This is a genomic window from Desulfurivibrio modestus (assembly GCF_044068625.1).
In the GTDB taxonomy this organism is placed as follows: Bacteria; Desulfobacterota; Desulfobulbia; order Desulfobulbales; family Desulfurivibrionaceae; genus Desulfurivibrio.
The window spans coordinates 12,988-32,185 of record NZ_JBIPKH010000018.1 but is presented as its reverse complement, the minus strand read 5'-3'; the positions used below and the strand labels follow the sequence as shown (position 1 = coordinate 32,185).

Here is a 19,198-nt window from a genome sequence, read left to right as displayed (position 1 = left end):
ACAACCCGGAACGCCATGAGCATATCAATCGACGAATCCATTCGCCTTCTTAAGGCGGAAATCATCGCCCAGGATCTCCAGCTCCCGGCTCGGCGAATCGAGCCGCTGCAGGAAGCCGTCTCCTGCCTCAAGCTCCGCTTTAAAAGCCGCAAGAACATTCTGGCCATCCTGGGAATGGCCGACGGGGTGATCCGCTACATTCAGCGGCACCAGGTTCACGCCGATCTCGATTGCCTGGATTTTCTCAAGGAAGCCCTGGCCCACGTGGTCAATGTTTACGAGGAGGGCAAGTTCGTCCCCGAACGGGAGGAAGAGCTGGGCAAGCGGATGTATAAAAAGTTTGCCAACCTGCGCCGGATCATGGCGGACCGGCGGGAGGGGAAGGAACCGGCTAAAGCCCCGGCTGCGGCCAAAACGGAAGCTCCAGCCCCGGCGCCGCAAGCGGTGGCCGCGCCACCCCGGCGGGGGGTGGCAGAAAAGGCGCCGGCCGCAACCAACAACGGCGCGCGGGAATATGCCCCCACGGCCAACGACCACTGCCTGACCATCCTGCTGGGGAAAAACCCCCTGGCCCTGCCGGCCAGCGCCGTGGCCCTGGTGGAGCCCCTCGAACCCCGCCGGCGCGGGATCTATATCGCCTCCCACCAGATCCCCATCAAGGATTTCGGCCGCTTTCTCCAGCGGCTGGCCGGCCGTTTCAAAGGGCCCCTGGCCGCCATCCCCAGCCGTCATTTGAAAAAATTGCACCTGCCGCTGGTGATGCCCAAGGGCGGCGGCCTGCCCCTGCTGCCCGACGAACAGGCCCAGCACCTGGTGGTGCTGAGCCATGATCAGTGGCATGGGGTGATCTTCGGCACCGTCACGGCCGAAGAGCAAGCCATCGGCCACTGGCAGGCCGCCGCCAACGGAGATATCAGCGGCCAGGTCACCCTGGACGACGAAAAAGCCTACCCCTTGCTTAATCCCCGCTCCCTGCTGGAACGGGAAGGTTTTCTGATCGCCACCGAGGGATAAAGTATGGAAGCTGTCAACCGTCGCGCCTACAGCCGGGTTCCCTTCAAGGCCACCATCACCTTGCGTTTTGCCGACGGCCTCTACGAGCATTGCGAAACCTCCGATCTCAGTCTCAAGGGGGTTTCGGTGCATGGAGTGACCGGTCGCCGGATCGGGGAACCGTGCGAAGTGGAGCTTTATCTCACCGGCAGCACCAGCAATCTCCATCTCAAAATGAAGGGTGAGGTGGTGCGGGTCAGAAAGGATGGCCTGGCCCTGCGCTTTTTCGCCATCGATCTGGACAGTTTTGTCCACCTCAAAAACATCATCACCCACAACCTTGGCGACCAGGACCAGGTGGAGGAGGAGTTTTCCCACCATCTCGAAGCGACCCGCTCCATCGATTGATCCCCCTGACCTTTTCGCCGCCAACCGGGAGTTTTGCCGCCATGGCCCGCAAGAGTTTACGCCGCAAGCCGGAGTTCACCGTCCGTAAAACCCCTTTCCTGGTGATCCTGGGCTTTATGATCCTGGGGCTGATCGGAATCAGCACCGGGGAACCGCAACGGGTTCTGGAACAGGCGATCCGGGTCTGTCTCAGCTGCATCGGGATCGGTTAGATGGAGACGGTACGGCGCTGGGTTCAGGTCCTCTCCACCCTGCTGGTCAACGGCTCCTGGGATTTTCCCGTCACCCGCTCCATCTACCAGGGGCCGCTCAAGGTCCTTTGCGCCCCGGGGCTAAACTGTTACTCCTGCCCGGCCGCCACCACCTCCTGCCCCATCGGGGCACTGCAACAGCTCTTCGGCGGCCTGCGCTTCGCCCTGGAGAGCGGCCAGTTCTATTTCGGGCTCTATGTGGCCGGCTTCATGGGGGTGATGGGCGGGATCCTGGGCCGGGCGGTCTGCGGCTGGCTCTGCCCCTTTGGCCTGATTCAGGATCTGCTGCACAAGATCCCCTCCCGCAAGTTCGCAATTCCCCGGGGACTGCGCTACCTTAAATATGGCTTTCTCCTTTTTTTCGTGATCCTTTTTCCCCTCCTGATCCTCGACCAGTTCGGGGCGGGAGAGCCCTGGTTCTGCAAATATATCTGCCCGGCCGGCACCCTTACCGCCGGTCTGCCCCTGCTGCTGATGCAGCCTGGTCTGCGTCAGGCAATCGGCCTTCTCTTCTTGAATAAATTTATCATTATGGTAATCTTCATCGCCTGGTCGATTTACGCTAGCCGGCCCTTCTGCCGAACCACCTGCCCATTGGGCGCCTTTTACGCCTTGTTCGCCAAGGTCCGGCTGGTCAAACTCCGCCTGGACGCCTCACGCTGTACCAACTGCAAGGCCTGTCACCAGGTCTGCCCGATGGGGGTCAAGTTCAACGAATCCCCCGATGACGCCGAGTGCATCACCTGCCTGGCCTGTATGAATCAGGCCTGCGAATTCAACGCCATCTCCCTGGAGATCGGCGGCGTGCCGGTGGGTGGCCAGCCTCCCGCGTCCGCCCCCAAAAAGGCGGCCTTACCTCAGTAAAAAAACATCATTCCGGGAAGCGCTTATGAACATGATATCTCGCCGTAAATTCAGCCTTTGCCTTGCCCTCCTCCTGGCGGCCTGCCTCCTGGTCGCCACCGCCGCCCAGGCCAAAAGAATGGTCAGTGTTGACCGTCCCAAAATCAATATGCGCAGCGGCCCGGGCACCAACCACCCCATTATCTGGGAGTTGGGCCGGGGCTATCCCCTGATGGTGATCGGCACCCAGGGCAGCTGGCTGAGGGTAAGGGATTTTGAAAACGACGAGGGCTGGGTCTACCAGCCCCTGGTGGGGCGCAAGGCCCATCTGGTGGTCAAGGCAAAGATCGTCAACATCCGCAGTGGCCCGGGCACCCGTTACCGGGTGGTGGGCCAGGCCAAGTACGGAGTGGTCCTGCAGACCCAGGAGCGGCGCAGCGGCTGGGTCAAGGTCAAGCACGAAAACGGCCTCAGTGGCTGGGTGGCCCGGGACCTGCTCTGGGGCTGGTAAATCTTAGCCGCCCTGGCGTTAGAAGGCGCCCTGGGTCAGGCGGATATCCGCCTGACCGGCCAGATGCTTGACCCAGCTATCGAGCAGGGCTTCCTGTTTGGCTCGCAGCAGCTCGGCCCGGATCGGCTCGGCCCAGCGGGCGAAAAGCCCCTCATCCCCAGGCCGGCGCTCGGCCAGGCGAATTACGTAGTAGTGGTCGTCGGCCGCCTGCACCCGCGGAGGCAGGGGGGATTTTTCGCTCAACCGCAGGCCGGCCTCCACCACCGACGAGGGCAGATCGGCGGTGGTGGCGGTAGCCCTGGCGAACCAACCCGACTGCCGCACCCTCTGGCCCAATTCAGCGGCCACCGCTTCCAGCTCCCGCCCTTCAGTCAACGCCGCCAGGGTATCCTCCGCCGCCAACCGGGCCGCTTCCCGGGCCCTGGTATTGATGAAATCCTCCGCCACCCGGGCCCGGATCTCCGCCAGGGGCGGAATCATGGGCTCTTCCCGCTCCGGCACGAAAAGAATGGCGTAACCACCGTCACCGGTGGGGACAATGGAACTCAGCTCTCCCTGATTGAGGCGGAAGGCGGCGGCCACCAGTTCCTGCCGGCGAGCCAGTTCGGCGGGGGGTTGGCTGCGCTTGAACAAGGTCGTGCCCCGCACCTTCTCCCCGGTCGCCTCCGCTCCCCGGGCCAGGCTGCCCGAGGTCAGAACTTCTTCGTAAACGTCGCCGGCCCGGGCAAAGGCCAACTGGCGGCCCCGTTCAGCCCGCAGCTTTTGGGCAATCTCCTGGCGGGCCTCTTCCAGGCTGATCTGGCGGGCCGACTTAATATCCTCCAGCTTGACCAGATGAAAACCGAAACTGGTCTCCACCACCTCACTGATCTCGCCGGGGCGCAGGGCAAAGGCCGCCGCCTCGATGGGCTCCACCATCTCGCCCCGGCCGAAGTAGCCCAGATCGCCACCGTCGGTGGCGGTGGCGTCTTCGGAGTAGAGCAGGGCCAGCTCCACGAAATCCCGCCCGGCCCGGGCCTGCTCCAGCACCCCCCGCAACTGTTCGCGCCGGTTTTCCCGCAACTCGGGGGAATCGGCGGCGGCACTACGGATCAGGATATGGCGGGCCCGGCGCTGCTCCGGAAAGTTGAACAGGTCATGGTTCTCCCGATAATAGGCGGCGATCTGCTCTTCCGTCACCACCAGGGAAGAATCACCGTCGGGGGAAAAGAGCAGGTAGTCCAGGCGCAACCGGGCCTCACCCCGATAACGCTCGGCATCGGCCTGATAATACTCGTTCAGCTCCTCCTCGGTGGGGCTGATCCCGGCCCGGAAATCGGCCACGGCCAGCCGGAGATAGGAGAGCCGAATCTGATCATGGTCGCGGTGGAACCGTTCGCGGACCTCGGCTTCACCCACCCGGGCAAAGCCCACCAAATGTTCGACGATCTTGCGGCGCTGGAGATCGGTGCGGAGCCCACCCTCGAACTCCTGCACCCCAATCCTAGCCCCAGCCAGGGTCTGACGGTAAACATCCAGACTGAAATAGCCGTTCTCGCTGAATTCACCCATGGCGTGTACCGCCTGGCGTACCTCATCCCGGGTCACCGGCAGGCCGGTTTGGCCGGCGCTCTGGAGCAGCAGCCTCTCCTGGATCAACTGATTGACCACCTGCTCCCGCACCCCCAGGGCTTCCAGCAGCTCGGAGGGGATCACCCCGCCCATCTGGTCCCGGTACTGGGCCAGCAGATCGTCATAGCGACGCTGGAACTCCCGGGTGGAGATCGGTTCGTCGTTGACCACCGCCACCGTGCCGGGGCCGCCGTCGCCGCCCATCTGGGGCAACCAGAAGATAAAAACCAGGATGATGACGACAATGGCGATCTGGATAACCGGCGACCGGGCCTTGCGGCGCAAAAGAGCGAGCATGTTGACTCCCTGATGTTGGTTGATTCTCCGGGGTTCTTCCCCCCGGGGCAATCTTGTTGTTAACTGATTAAACAGCCGAACATCCTAATTTTTTTCCCCAGTTCAGTCAATCGTTTTCCGGTCCGCCCCGGGATCGCCGGCCGGCGGGGAAAAAGATTTTTTAATTGGGGGATAACTGTGGTATCGTACTTGCGAATCTTTCGGCAGCTCAAGGGCGTTAGGGACCCGGAGAGTGCCGGCTCACCAAAATCCGCCGCCCAACACGGGGGAGTGACCAATATGGATGATTTGCACCTGATAACCTGCATCGTGCAGCGCGGAAAATCCGACGAGGTGATCAAGGAAGCTCTGGCCGCCGGGGCCCAGGGCGCGACCATGTTTTATGGCCGCGGCACCGGGGTGCGGGAGCGGCTGGGCCTGCTGGCCCAATTCATCGTCCCGGAAAAAGAGGTGATCCTGATCATGACCAAGGGGGACGAAACCGATCGGGTGTTCAACGCCGTAACCGCCGCGGCCCGGCTCCTCGGTAAAGGGCAGGGTTTGGCTTTTATCCAGAAAGTGGAGCGGGCGGTGGGACTACTCGAAGACCTGCCCTGAACCGGGCGGCCCAGGGTCAAACCGCACCCCCAGCGAGATCATGCTGAAAAACATTCTGCTGCTGGCAATCATTTTTTCCTGGCTCTTCGTGATCCAGGAAATACCGTACGAGACCGTCTACGACGCCCTGGTGGAGTTCGCCTCCGACCGACGGACGCTGGCCCTGAATGCCGTCCTGCTGGGGGGCGGCCTGATCCTGGTCAGCTACCTCTTCTCCTGCTGCGGCCTTTACAAGGTCGCCAAGGCCCTCAGCGTCCTGGTCGAGACCGCCAGTCTCTTCCTGCTGTTCGCCTTCGGCTGCGGCCACGCCTTTTTTTACCTGGTGCTGGAGGGGAATCTCTACGCCGCCACCGGCTATCTGCCGCCGTTTTTGCTCTTCCTGCTGCTGCTTTCCGCCATCAAGGCCCAACGGATCGTGGACTTCAACCACCCCCTGCGCCAGCCCCTGATCCCCGCCGTGCTCTTTATGATCTGGCCGGTGGTCTTCGTCATCTTCTACTCCCTTTTCGGCCGCTAGACTCCCCCTCACCCCTCGATCTCGGCCAGATTGGGGCCGCTTTTGAGGTTGACCAGCAAAGGTACCGCCAGCTCCATCACCCCCTCCATGGCTCCCCGCACCAGCTCGCTGACCGGCTCCAGCTCCTGGACCGGAACCTCGAAGATCAGTTCATCATGAATTTGGAGCAGGGCTTCGCTCTTCAGCCCGGCGGCCCGCAACTCACCATCGCAGGCTATGGCGGCCAGTTTGATGATATCGGCGGCGGTCCCCTGGATCGGGGTATTGATCGCGGTCCGTTCGGCGAACTCCCGGCGCATCTTGTTGGCGGCACTAATCTCCGGCAACAGCCGGCGGCGCTTGAGCAGGGTGCAGACGTAGCCGTCCCGCCGGGCCTGCTCGACAATACTGCCCATGAACTCCCGCACCCCCCGGTAGAGTTCAAAGTAGCGGTCGATAAAGGTCTGGGCTTCCTTGCGGCTGCAATGGAGCTGCTCGGCCAGGCCAAAGGCGCTCATCCCGTAGATGATGCCGAAGTTGATGGTCTTGGCCACCCGCCGCATCTGGGGGGTGACCATGGCCGGATTGACCCGGAAAATTTCGGCGGCGGTGCGGGTATGGATATCCTCACCCCGGCCGAAGGCCTCCAGCAGCACCGGGTCCTGGGCGTAATGGGCCAGGACCCGCAGGTCGATCTGGGAGTAGTCGGCGGCCAGGAAGAGGTGGCCGGGAGCGGCGATGAAGGCGGCCCGTAGCCGCCGCCCCTCCGGGGTGCGGATGGGAATGTTCTGCAGATTGGGGTTGCTGCTGCTCAGGCGGCCGGTGGCGGTCACCGTCTGGTTGAAGGAGGTGTGGATCCGGCCGTCGCTCGGGCTGATCAGGGTGCCCAGCTTATCGACGTAGGTGGACTTGAGCTTGCTCAGGTTGCGCTGGGCGATCACCGTGGCCGGCAGGTCGTGGTAGGCGGCCAGCCGCTCCAGCTCCTTGATATCGGTGGAGTAGGCGGTTTTACCCTTGGTTTTGCGCCCCCGGGGCAGCTTCAGTTTATCAAAGAGGATCTCTTCCAACTGGCGGGGGGAATTGGTATTGAACGGCTCCCCGGCCAGTTGCTGAATCTTCTCCTCCAGCCGGGCCAGCTCGCGGCCGAACTCCTCGGCCAGCTCCACCAGCAGCTCCCGGTCCACCATGATGCCGATCCGCTCCATCCGGGCCAGGATCGGCAGCAGTACCATCTCCACCCGGTCAAAAAGCTCGGTCAACTCCAACTCCGCCAGCTTGGGCTGCAACTGCTCCCACAGCAGCAGGGTGGCCACCACATCCTCACAGGAGTAGTCGGCAGCCGCCTCCAGGGCCACATGGGCAAAGGCGTCGGGGCGCTTATCGCCCCCGGTGACCTCGGCGAAACTGGTCAAGCGCCGCTGGAGCAACTCCTCGGCCAGATCATCGAGCTTGTGCGAGCGTCGGGAGGGATCAATCAGGTAGGAGGCGATCATGGTATCGGCCAGGGGCGGTTCCAGGGGGAAGCCGTGGCGCCGCAGGACCTGGAGGTCGAACTTGAGGTTGTGGCCCAGCTTGAGGGTGCCGGAATCGGCCAGCAGGGGGGTTAAGATCTCCCGCACCCGGGCCAGGGGGAGCTGGCCAGCCACCGGCTTGCCGTCGGCCCGATGGCCGATGGGCAGATACCAGGCTTCCCGCTTGGCCCCTTCCCCCGGGGCGCCGGAGCAGAGCGAAATCCCCACCAGGTCCGCCTGCAGGGGGTCCAAAGAGGTGGTTTCGCTGTCGATCACCAGGGTCGCCTCCCCCCGCCACTGCTGGGCCAGTTCCACCAGCCGGGCCGGGTCGGTAACCAGCCGGAACCGGTCGGCCACCAGCTTTTCGGAGCTCAACTCGCTTTTGATCAGCCGGGTGAAATCGAGAAACTGGAACAGTTGCCGCAACTTCTCCTGGTCGGGAGCTGCATGGGCGTAATCCTCGGGCCGGGCCGGAACCTCCAGTTCGTCGGCCAGCCGGATCAGATCACGGGAGAGCAGGGCCTCTTGGCGATGGACCAGCAATTTTCCCCGCAATTTAGGGGGAGTAACCTCTTCAATCCGCTCATAGAGCTGGTCCAGATCGCCAAAGCTGCCGATCAATCTGGCCGCCGTCTTGGGCCCCACCCCCGGCACCCCGGGCACGTTGTCGGAGCTGTCACCCACCAGGGCGAAATAGTCCAGCAGCTGACGCGGCGGCACCTGGTATTTACCGGTCACCCCCTCCACGTCCAGAACCTTATCGCTCATTGGGTCCCAGAGGGTGACATGATCCCCCACCAGTTGCAGCAGATCCTTGTCGCCGGAGACCACCACCACCGGCTGCTCCGGCCCCGCCAGCCGCCGTACCGCCGCGGCGATCAGATCGTCGGCCTCAAAACCCTCCCGCTCCAGGGACGGGATATTGTAGGCGGCCACCACCTCTTTAATGTAGGGGATCTGGCAGCTCAGATCTTCGGGCATCGTCGGCCGGTTGGCCTTGTACTGGGGGTAGAGTTGGTGGCGAAAATTTGGCCCCTTGGCGTCGAAAACCACCGCCAGAAAACGGGGGGACTTTTCCCGGATCACCCGTAACAGAATGGTGGTGAAACCGTAAACGGCGTGGGTGGGCAGGCCGCCGGGGTTGGTCAGCGGCCCGATGGCATGGTAGGCCCGATAGATATAGGCGCTGCCGTCGATGAGGTAAAGCGGTTCCTGGGAGGTCATGGCCGGGGATCATACCAGGTAACCCCCGATCTTGGCAACGATCCGGCTCGGAGCCACCGGCAGCGGCCGTCGCCACCACCGCCCTTACCCCATGAACTGGCGTGGTAAAAAAGATTAAAGTTTGTCTTGGGCCGACCGATATGTTACACAGGAGAACAATGTTGTGAGCGTCGGCGAATGGCGGCGTATCTTAAGTGTCCCAGCGATGGCCGGCGAAAACGGCCACGGGACGGCCCGGGAGTGGCGACTATGAAGCTTACCAATATCTTTCCCCAGCTGAAGACCGAAAAGCTGCCGGTGAAGCGGAGCCAGGAGACGGCGGCCAGCGCGCCCACCGGCGCGGCCCAGACCGGTGATCGGGTTGATCTCTCCAGCAGCACCCAGGATATCCAGCGGGTGAAGGAGGTGTTGGCCCAGACCCCGGAGGTTCGCCTGGAAAAGATCAGGGCCCTGAAGGGCCAGATCGAGCGGGGTGAGTATCAGGTTGATGCCCAAGCCGTGGCCGATCGAATGCTGCAGAGCCTGCTCTCCGACAGCCGCCTGATCAGCTGATCAACCGTTAAATCTCCCGCGACGGCCCCCGGCCGCCGCCGGTAACCGCCCTTCGGGGCGGTTTTTTTGTGCCCCATCTCCGCCCCGTTTCCCTTTCCAGTCCGTTGAAAAAGCCATCCCTGGCTTTTTCAACTAACGGTTGGCCAAAGATGGCTTTGGCCAACCTCACGAATTCATTGCCACTTTCAGTGCCAATGAATTCGGCGGCCCATCCATGGGCCGCTAACAACCCGTTTTTCAACGGGCTGTTACACCCCCAACAGCATGATCAGCCAGTGGAGAAGGGGCAGGGTGATGAAGGCCAACAGCACTCCGTAGCCCACCAGAGCGGCGGCCAGGGGGGGCGCCAGACCGGCCAGCATGGCCAGGGCGCCGGCGGAGATCATCGGCGGCATGCCGGCCTCGAAGATCGCCACCTGCGTCGGCTCGCCGCCCAGGCCCAGAAAAAGACAACCCAGGAGGGCCGCCAGGGGAGCCATCCCCATTTTGAGGGTAAGCCCACCCAGCAGGGGGGAGAGCAGCTCCCGGGGCAGGCGCAGGGTCATCTGCCAGCCCACCGCCAGCATCACCAGGGGAACCAGGGTGGCGGCCAAGGTGGCCAGTAGGGCCGCCAGGGGAGCAGGCCAGGCCAGGGGAGCGGCCGATGTCCCGCCCAGATGCATCCCCAGGCCGATCAGCAGGGCGATGAAGGGGGGAAAACGGATAATCTTACCCAGCACCTGCCGGGGACTAACCCGCCCCTCACCGCTGTACAGGGCCAACACCAGCGCCCCGTAGGTGGAGAGGGCCAGAAATGAACCCAGTTGGTCGTAAAGCAGGGCATAGGGCACCCCCTCCTCCCCGAAAAAGGCGGTAACCATGGGAATGCCCAGGAAGGAGGTATTACCCATGGGCACCAGCAGCAGCAGACAACCGGTGACCGGTCGACTCCAGCCGGCGATCCGGGCAATCAGCAGGGTCAGGAGAGCGAAGGAGGCCAGCATCACCCAGGGCATAATCACCGGAACCAGCACCGCCCGGGAGAAAACCAGCTCGGGAATTTTCAGCAACACCAGGGCGGGCAGGGAGATATTGATCACCACCAGATTAAGCACGGTGGCCCCCCCCTGGGGCATCTGCGGCAGCCGCCGCAAACCGACCCCCGCCAGCAAACAGGTGATGGTAATCAGAAAATTTTCCATGGCGTCAGCGAATTATCCGGTTGATTCCAACCAGGGCCAGGCCGCAAATAAGCAGAGCCAGCCCGACCCAGGTGGCAGCAATGGCGGCAAAGATCTGGGGCGCCTTCATCAGGGTGGTCATCAGCGAATCCTGGTAATAAAAAAACCAGGGATGGTCGGGGGGGAAAATCCACTCATGGAGCAGGTCAAAAAACCGCTGGGGTCCCACCAGGGCCAGCAGCAGCCCGCCGACCCCCAGCAGGAGAGCCGTGGCCACCACCACCTTTGAAGGCGGCGGCAGGGACCAGCGCCGCAGGCGCAGCAGCAGGACCAGGCCCACCGCTCCCGCCAGCAGCACCCAGCCAAACCCCAGCAACAGCTTCACCAGCCGGGCCACATCCCGCAGATGCCCGATCTCATCGGCCTGCAACAGTTGGCCCAGGGCGCGGCCCTGTTGGTCGCGGTACTCGATGGCGGCCAGCTCGGTGCGGCCATGGATCCCCTGGACAATCAGGGCGAAGAGACGCCGATGCTCGGCGGGAGAGGTCTGGACAAAATCGGCCCGGCCGTGGCGGTTTTGCGGGGCATAAAGGGCGATATGCTCCTCGATCTCCAGGACCCGATACCAGAAGGGATAGAGAAAATCCAGCCGGGCCAGCAGCAGCCAGCTCAGCAGCAGGGCAGCGGGCAGCAGGCAGGCGATCAGGGCCCAACCGGGCAACCGGTGCCATCTTTTCTCAGCGCCATTGAACATAATGAACGCCGCCTCGGCGGCTACTCCTTTCTGATCATCGCCGAGCGGGCGTGGCCGGTCAGCCCTTCCAGGCGGGCCAGCCGGTCGATGGCCGGCAGATCGGCCAGCAGCGCCTCCCGGGAGTAGCTGATCAGGCTGCTTTTCTTGACGAAGGTCTCCACCCCCAGGGCCGAGGAGAAACGGGCGGTACCCATGGTGGGCAGCACGTGGTTGGGCCCGGCCAGATAATCCCCGGCCGCCTCCGGGGTGTAACTGCCCAGGAAGATGGCGCCGGCGTGGCGGATTCGGGGCAGCCAGGCAAAGGGATCGGCCACCATCAACTCCAGATGCTCGATGGCGATCCCATTGGCCAGGGTGATCGCCTCCTCCAGATCGGCCGCCACCAGCAACAAGCCCTTATCCCGCAAGGATTTGGTGGCAATATCGACCCGCTCCAGCTCCGGCAGCTGCCCCTCGACGGCGGCGGCGACCCGCTCGGCCAAAGCGGTCTCGGTACAGATGCAGATGGCCAAAGCCTGGGGATCATGCTCGGCCTGGGCCAGGAGATCGGCGGCGGCATATTCCGGTCGGGCGCTGCCGTCGGCCACGATCAGGACCTCACTGGGGCCGGCGATCATGTCGATCCTGACCCGTCCGGCAACCTGGCGCTTGGCCTCGGTGACATACTGGTTGCCGGGTCCGACAATCACATCCACCGCCGGCACGGTTTCGGTACCGTAGGCCAGGGCGGCCACCGCCCAGGCACTGCCCGCCTTATAAATTTCGCTGATGCCGATCCGGTGGGCCGCCACCAGCAGGGCCGGGCTGATCCGGCCCTGGCCGTCGGGGGGGGTCAGCATCACCCGGCGGGGCACCCCGGCGATTCCGGCCGGAATCCCGTTCATCAACACCGAGGAGACCAGGGGCGTGCTGCCGCCCTGGCCGCCCGGCACGTAGAGGCCGGCGGCATCCACCGGATTGACCAGCCGACCGGTGATCACCCCGTCATCCCGGGTCAGCAGCCAGGACTGCTCCCGCTCCCGTTCGTGGAACTCGCGGATCCGCCGGCAGGCCAACTCCAGATCGGCCATAAACTCCGGGGTTACCTGGGCATGGGCCGCCTCGATCTCCGCCGGCGTCACCGCCAGTTGCCCGGCGGTGAACTGGGGGGCGTCAAATTTGCGGGTGAACTCCACCAGGGCGGCGTCCCCGCGGCTTCTTACCTGGGCGATGATTTCGCTCACCGCCTGGCGAACCCGCTCGTCGGCCAGCTGAAAACGATCGGCCAGGGCGGCCAGCTTTTCCCGCCCCTGTTGGGAGCTGGTGCTAATGGGGGTCAGTATCATCGGACAATCCTTTCTCTGTAGTTTTCCGCGATGGGATAACGGCGGCCCGGCCCGAAGGCCTTGCCGCTGATCTTCAGGCCGGGGGGAGCCTGCCGGCGTTTATGCTCACTGCGACGCACCCGGGCCACCACCTCCTCCACCACCGCCGGGTCAAAGCCCCGCTCGACGATGGCCCCCAGGGGCAACTGCTCCTCCAGATAGGCCTGGAGAATGGGGTCCAGCACTTCATAGGGGGGCAGATCATCGTCATCTCGCTGATTAGGGGCCAATTCGGCGCTGGGAGGCCGCTCGATGGTGCGCCAGGGGATAAGCTCCTTCTCCCGGTTGATCAGCCGGCTCAGCCGGTAAACCAAGGTCTTGGGCACGTCGGCCAGCACCGCCAGGCCACCGCTCATATCACCATAGAGGGTACAGTAGCCCACCGCCATCTCCGATTTATTGCCGGTGGAAAGCACCAAGCGGCCCCGGTGGTTGGCCAGGGCCATCAGAAAGTTACCCCTGATCCGGGCCTGAATATTCTGCTCGGTCAACCGGCCGCGCACCTCCCCCAGCAAAGGGGCCAGGCTCTCCAGGTAACTGCCCTGCACCTCGGTGATGGGCAGCTCGGCAAACTCGATTCCCAGATTGGCTGCCAGTTGGCGAGCGTCCTCCAGACTGACCGCCGAGGAGTAGGAGGAGGGCATGGCCACCCCCAGGACATTCTCCGGCCCCAAGGCCCGGGCGGCCACCACCGCGGTGAGGGCCGAATCGACTCCGCCGGAGAGCCCGACCACCACCTGGCTGAAACCGCACTTGCGCACATAATCCCGGGTGCCCAGGGTCAGGGCCGCCAAGGCCTGCTCCTCCTCTCCGTCACCGCGCGCCCCCCCTTCCTCTCCCATCGGGGCTGGGGCGGTAAGTTCAAAAGTAACCAGATCCTCGGCGAAAGCGGCGGCCCGGCAGATTGTCCGCCCCTGCCGATCCAGGGCCAGGCTGCCGCCGTCGAAGATCAGGGTATCCTGCCCCCCCACCTGGTTGACAAAGGCCAACGGCACCCCGTAGCGGCTGCAAACCCGGCGCAGCAAGCTCTCCCGCAGGGCGTTCTTGCCCATGCCGAAGGGGGAGGCGGCGATATTGACGAACAGGTCAACCCCCGCTGCGCCTCCCGCCGGCTCCAGCAGTTCAGCCACCGGATCGCACCGGTAAGCCGAGCGGGGAAGCAGCTCCCGGTCGTTCCAGACATCCTCACAGATGGTGACCGCCAGGTTCAAGCCCTGAAAATGGCAGGGGGCGGGGGGGGGGCCGGGCTCAAAATAGCGGGCCTCATCGAAGACGTCATAGGTGGGCAGCAACCGCTTGGCCACCTCCGCCAGCAACCGGCCTTCGGCGAAAAGCAGGGCCGAATTGTACAGCCCCTTGCCGCCGGGCGCCGGATTGGGAGTGATCGCCCCGCACAGCACCCCGATTCCCCGCACCCGGTGGATCAGCCGCTCCAGGGCCCGCTGATGATCGGCCAGAAAAGCGGGTCGTTCCAGCAGATCCTGGGGCGGATAACCACTGAGCACCAGTTCCGGCAGGATGGCCAGCCCGCAACCCAGGGCCGCCGCCCGCCGGCAGCCGTCGACGATCAGCTCGCTGTTATGGGCAAAATCACCAACCAGCGGATTAATTTGAATCAGGGCGATTTTCATACCGGAAACCTGCCAGCAAACCCCTTGGACAAACGGTAAACCCCGAGCAACGCGGAGCGGAAGTTCGGCAGCATAGCACAGTTTACGCCCGCCAGCCAGGCAAAGATCAACCTAAAAGAACATGACCGGGGGCGGAGTTGGCCGTTATCGTTGTTTTTTCTTGTTGTCCGGTTATAATTGACCCTGTTGTCCGACAAAGTGGGCCGTTGCACCCTTAAACGCAAGGATAAAAAAATGGAATTCGCCCCCAAATGGCTGGCCTGGGAGATCACCCGCCGCTGCAATCTCAAGTGTGTTCACTGCCGCTCCTCTTCGGAGCTGGAGGCCAAGGAACATCCCGATTTCGATCTCCAGGAGGCCAAGCGGATTCTGGACGATATCGCCTCCTACGCCGAGCCGGTGGTGGTGCTCTCCGGCGGGGAGCCGCTGTTGCGCGATGATGTTTTCGAAATCGCCGCCTACGGCACCGGCAAGGGGCTGCGGATGTGCCTGGCCACCAACGGCACCCTGGTCACCGAGGAGATCTGCCGCCGTCTGAAGGAGGCGGGAATCAGGATGGTTTCCCTGAGCCTGGACGGAGCCGATGCCGCCGTCCACGACGACTTCCGCTCTCAGCCCGGGGCTTTTGCCGGCACCATCAACGCCGCCCGCCTTTTTCGCGCCCACGATATCCCCTTTCTGATCAACTCCTCCTTCACCAAGCGCAATCAGGCCGAGATTCCCAAGGTTTACCGGCTGGCCAAGGAGCTGGGGGCCAAGGCCTGGTACATGTTCATGATCGTGCCCACCGGCCGGGGTGAAAATATCATGGAGGAGCTGATCAGTCCCGAGGAGTACGAGGAGTTGTTGGCCTGGCATTACGAAATGGAGAAGGAGGAGGACGAACTGCTGGTCCGCCCCACCTGCGCCCCCCACTATTACCGGCTGATCCTGCAGAAGGCTAAGCAGGAGGGCGAGAAGTTCAAGCGGCGCACCCTCCAGTTTTCCACCGGCGGCGCCAAGGGCTGCCTGGCCGGCCAGCTGATCTCCCTGATCGATGTGGACGGCAATGTCCTGCCCTGCAGCTACTTCCCCCTGCCCGCCGGCAACCTCAAGCAGCAGTCCTTCAAGGATATCTGGGAAAACTCCAAACTTTTCCAGGAGATGCGGGATTTCAAAGGCTACAAGGGCCGGTGCGGCCGTTGTGAGTACGTCAATGTTTGCGGCGGTTGCCGGGCCCGCGCCTACGCGGTCACCGGCGACTATCTGGCCGAGGAGCCATTTTGCAACTACGTTCCCACTCGCCTGGAGAACAAGGAAAAAACCACCTCAAAAAAGGAAAAACGATGAACGACACTTTTCTGAAAGCCTGCCGGGGCGAAGCCACCGACTACACTCCCGTCTGGATGATGCGTCAGGCCGGGCGTTATCTCCCCGAATACCACACGGTACGCAGTCGTTACACCTTTCTTGAGATGTGCAAAACTCCGGAGGCCGCCGCCGAGGTCACCATCCAGCCGGTGGACCTGATCGGGGTGGATGCCGCCATCCTCTTCTCCGATATCCTGGTGGTCCCCGAGGCCATGGGCGCCCCCCTGGAGTTCCATGAAAACCGCGGGCCGGTGTTCCCAAGCCCGGTGCGGGACGAGGCCGCGGTAAACAAACTGATCGTCCCCGACCCGGAAGATGAGCTGGGCTACGTGATGGCCGCCATTCGCCTGCTGCGCAAGGAACTGGCCAACAAGGTGCCGCTGATCGGTTTTGCCGGGGCCCCCTTCACCATTGCCACCTACCTGATCGAGGGTGGTTCCAGCAAAAATTTCTTTCTCACCAAGAAGATGATGTACACCGAGCCGGCCCTCTACGCCCGCTTGCTGGACAAGATCACCGACAGCACCATCTCCTACCTCAAAGCCCAGGTGGAAGCCGGGGCCCAGGCCCTGCAGCTCTTCGACTCCTGGGCCGGGGTGCTGGCTCCCCGTGATTTCGCCGAATTCGCCCACCCCTACGCCAAGCGGATTATCACCGCCCTCAAGGCGTCCGGGGTCACCGTCCCATTGATCTATTTCGCCAACAACGGCGCCACCCTGCTTGACCAGAGCAAAACCGTCGGGGCCGATGTCCTGGGCCTGGACTGGCGGATCAATTTGGATGAGGCCGCCCGGATTGTCGGCCCCGGCATCGCCCTCCAGGGCAACCTTGATCCCTGCGCCCTGCTGCTGCCCCAGGACAAGCTGGAGCAGCGGGTGGCCGCCATTCTCGAGCAGGGCAAGGCGGCCAGCGGCCATATCTTCAACCTGGGCCACGGCATCCTGCCCGAAATTCCCCCGGCCCAGGCCAAGCTCATGGTGGAGACCGTCCACCGGTTAAGCGCGAAAAAATAAGGTTTGATGGCCATCCCCACCCCGGAAGATTGCCGGCTCCTGATGGAGCGCTACCGGATGCCGGAGCATATCAGGGCCCACTCCCTGCTGGTCGGCCGGGTGGCCGAGGTTCTGGCCTCCGCCCTGCGGGACCGGGGAGAACCGATCCGGGTTGAACTGGCCCTGGCCGGGGGCCTGCTCCATGATATCGCCAAGGCGCTCTGCCTGGAGGAAGACTGCAACCACGCCCGGATGGGCCAGGAGATCTGCCGCCGCCACGGTTATGACGAGGTGGGCCCGCTGGTGGCCGAGCATGTCTTTCTCAGTTCGACCGGCAACGGCCGCCGCAACGAGCGGGAGATCGTCTACTATGCCGACAAGCGGGTCTGCCATGCCAGCATCGTGACCCTGGAGGAGCGACGCGACGATATCATCCGCCGCTACGCCCAGGGGGATCCCCGGCGGCGGGAACAGATCCGGCACAACTTTCAGATCTGCAAGCGCCTGGAAGCACGCCTGTTCGCCGGGCTGAACCTGACCCCGCCGGATCTGGCCCAACTGGCGACCGTGACTGAGGAAAATTGAATGGCGGGGAAAAAGATCGGGGTGGTGTTGCTCAACATGGGAGGGCCGGAGAGCCTGGATGACGTCGAGCCTTTCCTGCTCAACCTGTTCAGCGACCGGGAGATTATCCGCCTGGGACCCTTTCCTTTCCTGCAGAAGTTTATCGCCCGCAAGATCGTCAAAAAGCGGGCTCCCAAAAGCCGGGCCGCCTACCAACTGATCGGCGGCGGTTCGCCGTTGGCCCGAATCTCCGCCGAGCAGGGCCGGGCCCTGGCCGCCCGCCTGGCCGGAGAGGGTGAGTTCATGGTCCGTTGCGCCATGCGCTACTGGCACCCCCTGGCCGAGGAGGCCCTGGCCGAATTTCAGCGGGCCGGCGTGCGCGACCTGCTGGCCCTGCCCCTCTATCCCCACTACTCCAGAGCCACCAGCGGTTCATCGTTTAATGATCTGCGCCGGGCTTTAGCCGCCACCGATTACAATTTTTCCTGCCGGGAGATAACCGCCTGGCCAGACCAACCCGCCTACGCCGCCGCCCTGGCCGCCACCATCAAGGAGGGGGCGGTCGCCTTCGGTGACGCTCCGTTTACCCTGGTTTACAGCGCCCATAGCCTGCCAGTGAGTTTCATCGAGGCCGGTGACCCCTACCTCGACCATATCAAACGCACCATCGCCGCCGTCGAACCGCTGCTCGGCTTCGGCGGCCGGCTCTGCTTCCAGAGCCGCAGCGGCCCGGTCCGCTGGCTGGCCCCTTCCACCCCGGAAACGCTCCGAGAGCTGGCCGATGCTGGAGTGAAGAACGTCCTGATGGTGCCGATCAGCTTTGTCTCCGATCACGTGGAGACCCTTTATGAGATCGACATCCAGTACCGGGAGCTGGCCCATGGCCTAGGCATCCGCCTGGTCCGCCCCCCCGCCCTCAACACCCATCCCCGCCTGATCGAAGCCCTGGCCGAACTGGTGCTGAGCCACACCCGCTAGGGCGTGGTGAAACGGCGCATCCGGATATTGATCAAAATCCCGATTCCGGCCAGGGTGGTGAGCAGCGAGGAGCCGCCGTAACTGAAGAGCGGCATCGGCATCCCCACCACCGGCAAAAGCCCCAGCACCATGCCCAGGTTGATAAAGGCCTGCCAGAAGAGGAGGGAAACGATACCGAAGGCCAGCAGCACCCCAAACTTGTCCCGGGCGGAAAGGGCGATATTGAGCCCCCAGAGGACGATGAAAAAGTAGCAGGCCAGAAAGAAGAGCGAACCGATAAAACCCCACTCCTCGGCCCAAACCGAGAAGGCGAAGTCGGTATGGCGCTCGGGGAGAAAATCCAGCTGGGCCTGGGTTCCCTGCATGTAACCCTTGCCGAAGGTGGCCCCGCTGCCCACCGCGATCTTGGACTGGGCGATATGATAACCGCTGCCCAAAGGGTCACTTTCGGGGCTCAGAAAGGTCATAATCCGCTGACGCTGGTAAGGCTTGAGATAAAACTGCCAGACCAGAGGTAAAAACGAGACCCCGATCCCGGCCAGCACCCCCAATGTGGACCACTTGAGCTTGACGAACAGGGTCATGGACACAAAGATGAAGACCAGCATCAGGGCGGTCCCCAGATCGGGCTGCTTGAGAATCATCAGCACCGGCACGGCGGTAAGCCCCATGGGCAGCAACAGCTCCTTTAAGGCAAACCCCTTGCCGGTATCCTTGCGGTAATAGTAGCTGGCCAGGGTGATCACCAGCAGCAACTTGGCCGGCTCCGAGGGCTGGAGCCGGAAAAACCCCAGGTTGATCCAGCGCTGGGATCCGGCCACCTCGCCCCCCACCAGCAGGACCAGCAGCAGCAGGATGATCATTATTCCGTAGAGGAGGTAGTTCCACTTGATCAGGACCTTGTAGTCCACCAGAACAATCAGGAAGATCAACCCGAAACCGGCCAGAAAATAGTAGGCCTGCTTGATAAAGACCGTGGAGCCGTAGCCTCGGCTCAAATGGGTGGCGCTGTAAAGGTTGAGCAACCCCAGCAGGGCCACCACCAGAACCGCGGCGACCATCACCCAGTCGAAATTCTGCACTAAACGGCGATCAAAACGTATCATGGCGA

Annotated in this window: 19 protein-coding genes; 12 read left to right on the top strand and 7 right to left on the bottom strand. The window is 63.3% G+C overall.

The features are described 5' to 3' along the window. Positions 1-15: 15 nt before the first annotated feature. From ACHHRT_RS10860 to ACHHRT_RS10840, 5 genes are read left to right on the top strand one after another with little or no spacing between them, the layout of a single operon-like run. Positions 16-1,014, top strand: coding sequence for a hypothetical protein (locus ACHHRT_RS10860; protein WP_395499793.1), 999 nt, complete (start codon positions 16-18; stop codon positions 1,012-1,014). A 3-nt stretch (positions 1,015-1,017) separates the two neighbouring features. Continuing rightward, positions 1,018-1,401, top strand: a complete 384-nt coding sequence (locus tag ACHHRT_RS10855) for a PilZ domain-containing protein (protein WP_395499792.1) — start codon at positions 1,018-1,020, stop codon at positions 1,399-1,401. A gap of 41 nt (positions 1,402-1,442) precedes the next feature. After that, on the top strand, positions 1,443-1,613 hold the full coding sequence (locus ACHHRT_RS10850) for a CD1871A family CXXC motif-containing protein (RefSeq protein ID WP_395499791.1): 171 nt from the start codon (positions 1,443-1,445) through the stop codon (positions 1,611-1,613). Then, complete coding sequence (locus ACHHRT_RS10845; protein ID WP_395499790.1) at positions 1,614-2,516, top strand: 4Fe-4S binding protein; 903 nt, start codon at positions 1,614-1,616, stop codon at positions 2,514-2,516. A gap of 25 nt (positions 2,517-2,541) precedes the next feature. Continuing rightward, a complete protein-coding gene (locus ACHHRT_RS10840) occupies positions 2,542-3,006 on the top strand; it encodes an SH3 domain-containing protein (protein ID WP_395499789.1) in 465 nt (154 codons plus the stop codon). Positions 3,007-3,024: 18 nt separating this feature from the next. Here ACHHRT_RS10840 and ACHHRT_RS10835 read toward each other — a convergent pair whose 3' ends face one another. Next, the gene (locus ACHHRT_RS10835) at positions 3,025-4,914 is read right to left on the bottom strand and encodes a peptidylprolyl isomerase (RefSeq protein WP_395499788.1); all 1,890 of its coding nucleotides are present in this window, start codon (positions 4,912-4,914) and stop codon (positions 3,025-3,027) included. A gap of 279 nt (positions 4,915-5,193) precedes the next feature. Between ACHHRT_RS10835 and ACHHRT_RS10830 the strand changes: the two genes are divergently transcribed. Beyond that, positions 5,194-5,511 carry a P-II family nitrogen regulator gene (locus ACHHRT_RS10830; RefSeq protein ID WP_395499787.1) on the top strand — a complete coding sequence of 106 codons (318 nt, stop codon included), beginning with the start codon at positions 5,194-5,196 and terminating at the stop codon, positions 5,509-5,511. Between the two features lie 40 nt (positions 5,512-5,551). Then, positions 5,552-6,028, top strand: a complete 477-nt coding sequence (locus ACHHRT_RS10825) for a hypothetical protein (protein ID WP_395499786.1) — start codon at positions 5,552-5,554, stop codon at positions 6,026-6,028. An 8-nt stretch (positions 6,029-6,036) separates the two neighbouring features. Here ACHHRT_RS10825 and polA read toward each other — a convergent pair whose 3' ends face one another. After that, complete coding sequence (gene polA, locus ACHHRT_RS10820; protein ID WP_395499785.1) at positions 6,037-8,742, bottom strand: DNA polymerase I; 2,706 nt, start codon at positions 8,740-8,742, stop codon at positions 6,037-6,039. Between the two features lie 249 nt (positions 8,743-8,991). On the opposite strand from polA, the gene flgM reads away from it, so the two are divergent. Beyond that, the gene (gene flgM / locus ACHHRT_RS10815) at positions 8,992-9,294 is read left to right on the top strand and encodes a flagellar biosynthesis anti-sigma factor FlgM (RefSeq protein ID WP_395499784.1); all 303 of its coding nucleotides are present in this window, start codon (positions 8,992-8,994) and stop codon (positions 9,292-9,294) included. Between the two features lie 248 nt (positions 9,295-9,542). Here flgM and ACHHRT_RS10810 read toward each other — a convergent pair whose 3' ends face one another. From ACHHRT_RS10810 to ACHHRT_RS10795, 4 genes are read right to left on the bottom strand one after another with little or no spacing between them, the layout of a single operon-like run. Beyond that, a complete protein-coding gene (locus ACHHRT_RS10810; protein ID WP_395499783.1) occupies positions 9,543-10,475 on the bottom strand; it encodes an AEC family transporter in 933 nt (310 codons plus the stop codon). 4 nt (positions 10,476-10,479) lie between these two features. Continuing rightward, positions 10,480-11,208 (bottom strand): lipoprotein intramolecular transacylase Lit, encoded by a 729-nt coding sequence (locus ACHHRT_RS10805; protein WP_395499782.1) that lies wholly within the window; start codon positions 11,206-11,208, stop codon positions 10,480-10,482. A 20-nt stretch (positions 11,209-11,228) separates the two neighbouring features. After that, positions 11,229-12,533 (bottom strand): histidinol dehydrogenase, encoded by a 1,305-nt coding sequence (gene hisD / locus ACHHRT_RS10800; RefSeq protein ID WP_395499781.1) that lies wholly within the window; start codon positions 12,531-12,533, stop codon positions 11,229-11,231. Then, complete coding sequence (locus ACHHRT_RS10795) at positions 12,530-14,203, bottom strand: NAD+ synthase (RefSeq protein ID WP_395499780.1); 1,674 nt, start codon at positions 14,201-14,203, stop codon at positions 12,530-12,532. The genes hisD and ACHHRT_RS10795 overlap by 4 nt, the downstream gene beginning before the upstream one ends. Before the next feature lie 234 nt (positions 14,204-14,437). Between ACHHRT_RS10795 and ACHHRT_RS10790 the strand changes: the two genes are divergently transcribed. From ACHHRT_RS10790 to hemH, 4 genes are read left to right on the top strand one after another with little or no spacing between them, the layout of a single operon-like run. After that, complete coding sequence (locus ACHHRT_RS10790; protein WP_395499779.1) at positions 14,438-15,532, top strand: radical SAM protein; 1,095 nt, start codon at positions 14,438-14,440, stop codon at positions 15,530-15,532. Next, entirely contained in the window at positions 15,529-16,566 is a 1,038-nt protein-coding gene (gene hemE / locus ACHHRT_RS10785) for a uroporphyrinogen decarboxylase (RefSeq protein WP_395499778.1), read from the top strand. Before ACHHRT_RS10790 ends, hemE begins: the two co-directional genes overlap by 4 nt. A gap of 6 nt (positions 16,567-16,572) precedes the next feature. Beyond that, positions 16,573-17,130, top strand: coding sequence for an HD domain-containing protein (locus tag ACHHRT_RS10780; RefSeq protein ID WP_395499777.1), 558 nt, complete (start codon positions 16,573-16,575; stop codon positions 17,128-17,130). Further along, positions 17,131-18,087: a ferrochelatase gene (gene hemH, locus ACHHRT_RS10775; RefSeq protein ID WP_395499776.1), complete on the top strand. Its 957-nt coding sequence runs from the start codon at positions 17,131-17,133 to the stop codon at positions 18,085-18,087. On the opposite strand, the gene rodA is transcribed toward hemH, so the two are convergent. After that, positions 18,084-19,193: a rod shape-determining protein RodA gene (gene rodA / locus ACHHRT_RS10770; protein WP_395499775.1), complete on the bottom strand. Its 1,110-nt coding sequence runs from the start codon at positions 19,191-19,193 to the stop codon at positions 18,084-18,086. The two genes, hemH and rodA, sit on opposite strands and share 4 nt — an antisense overlap. Positions 19,194-19,198: the final 5 nt, after the last annotated feature.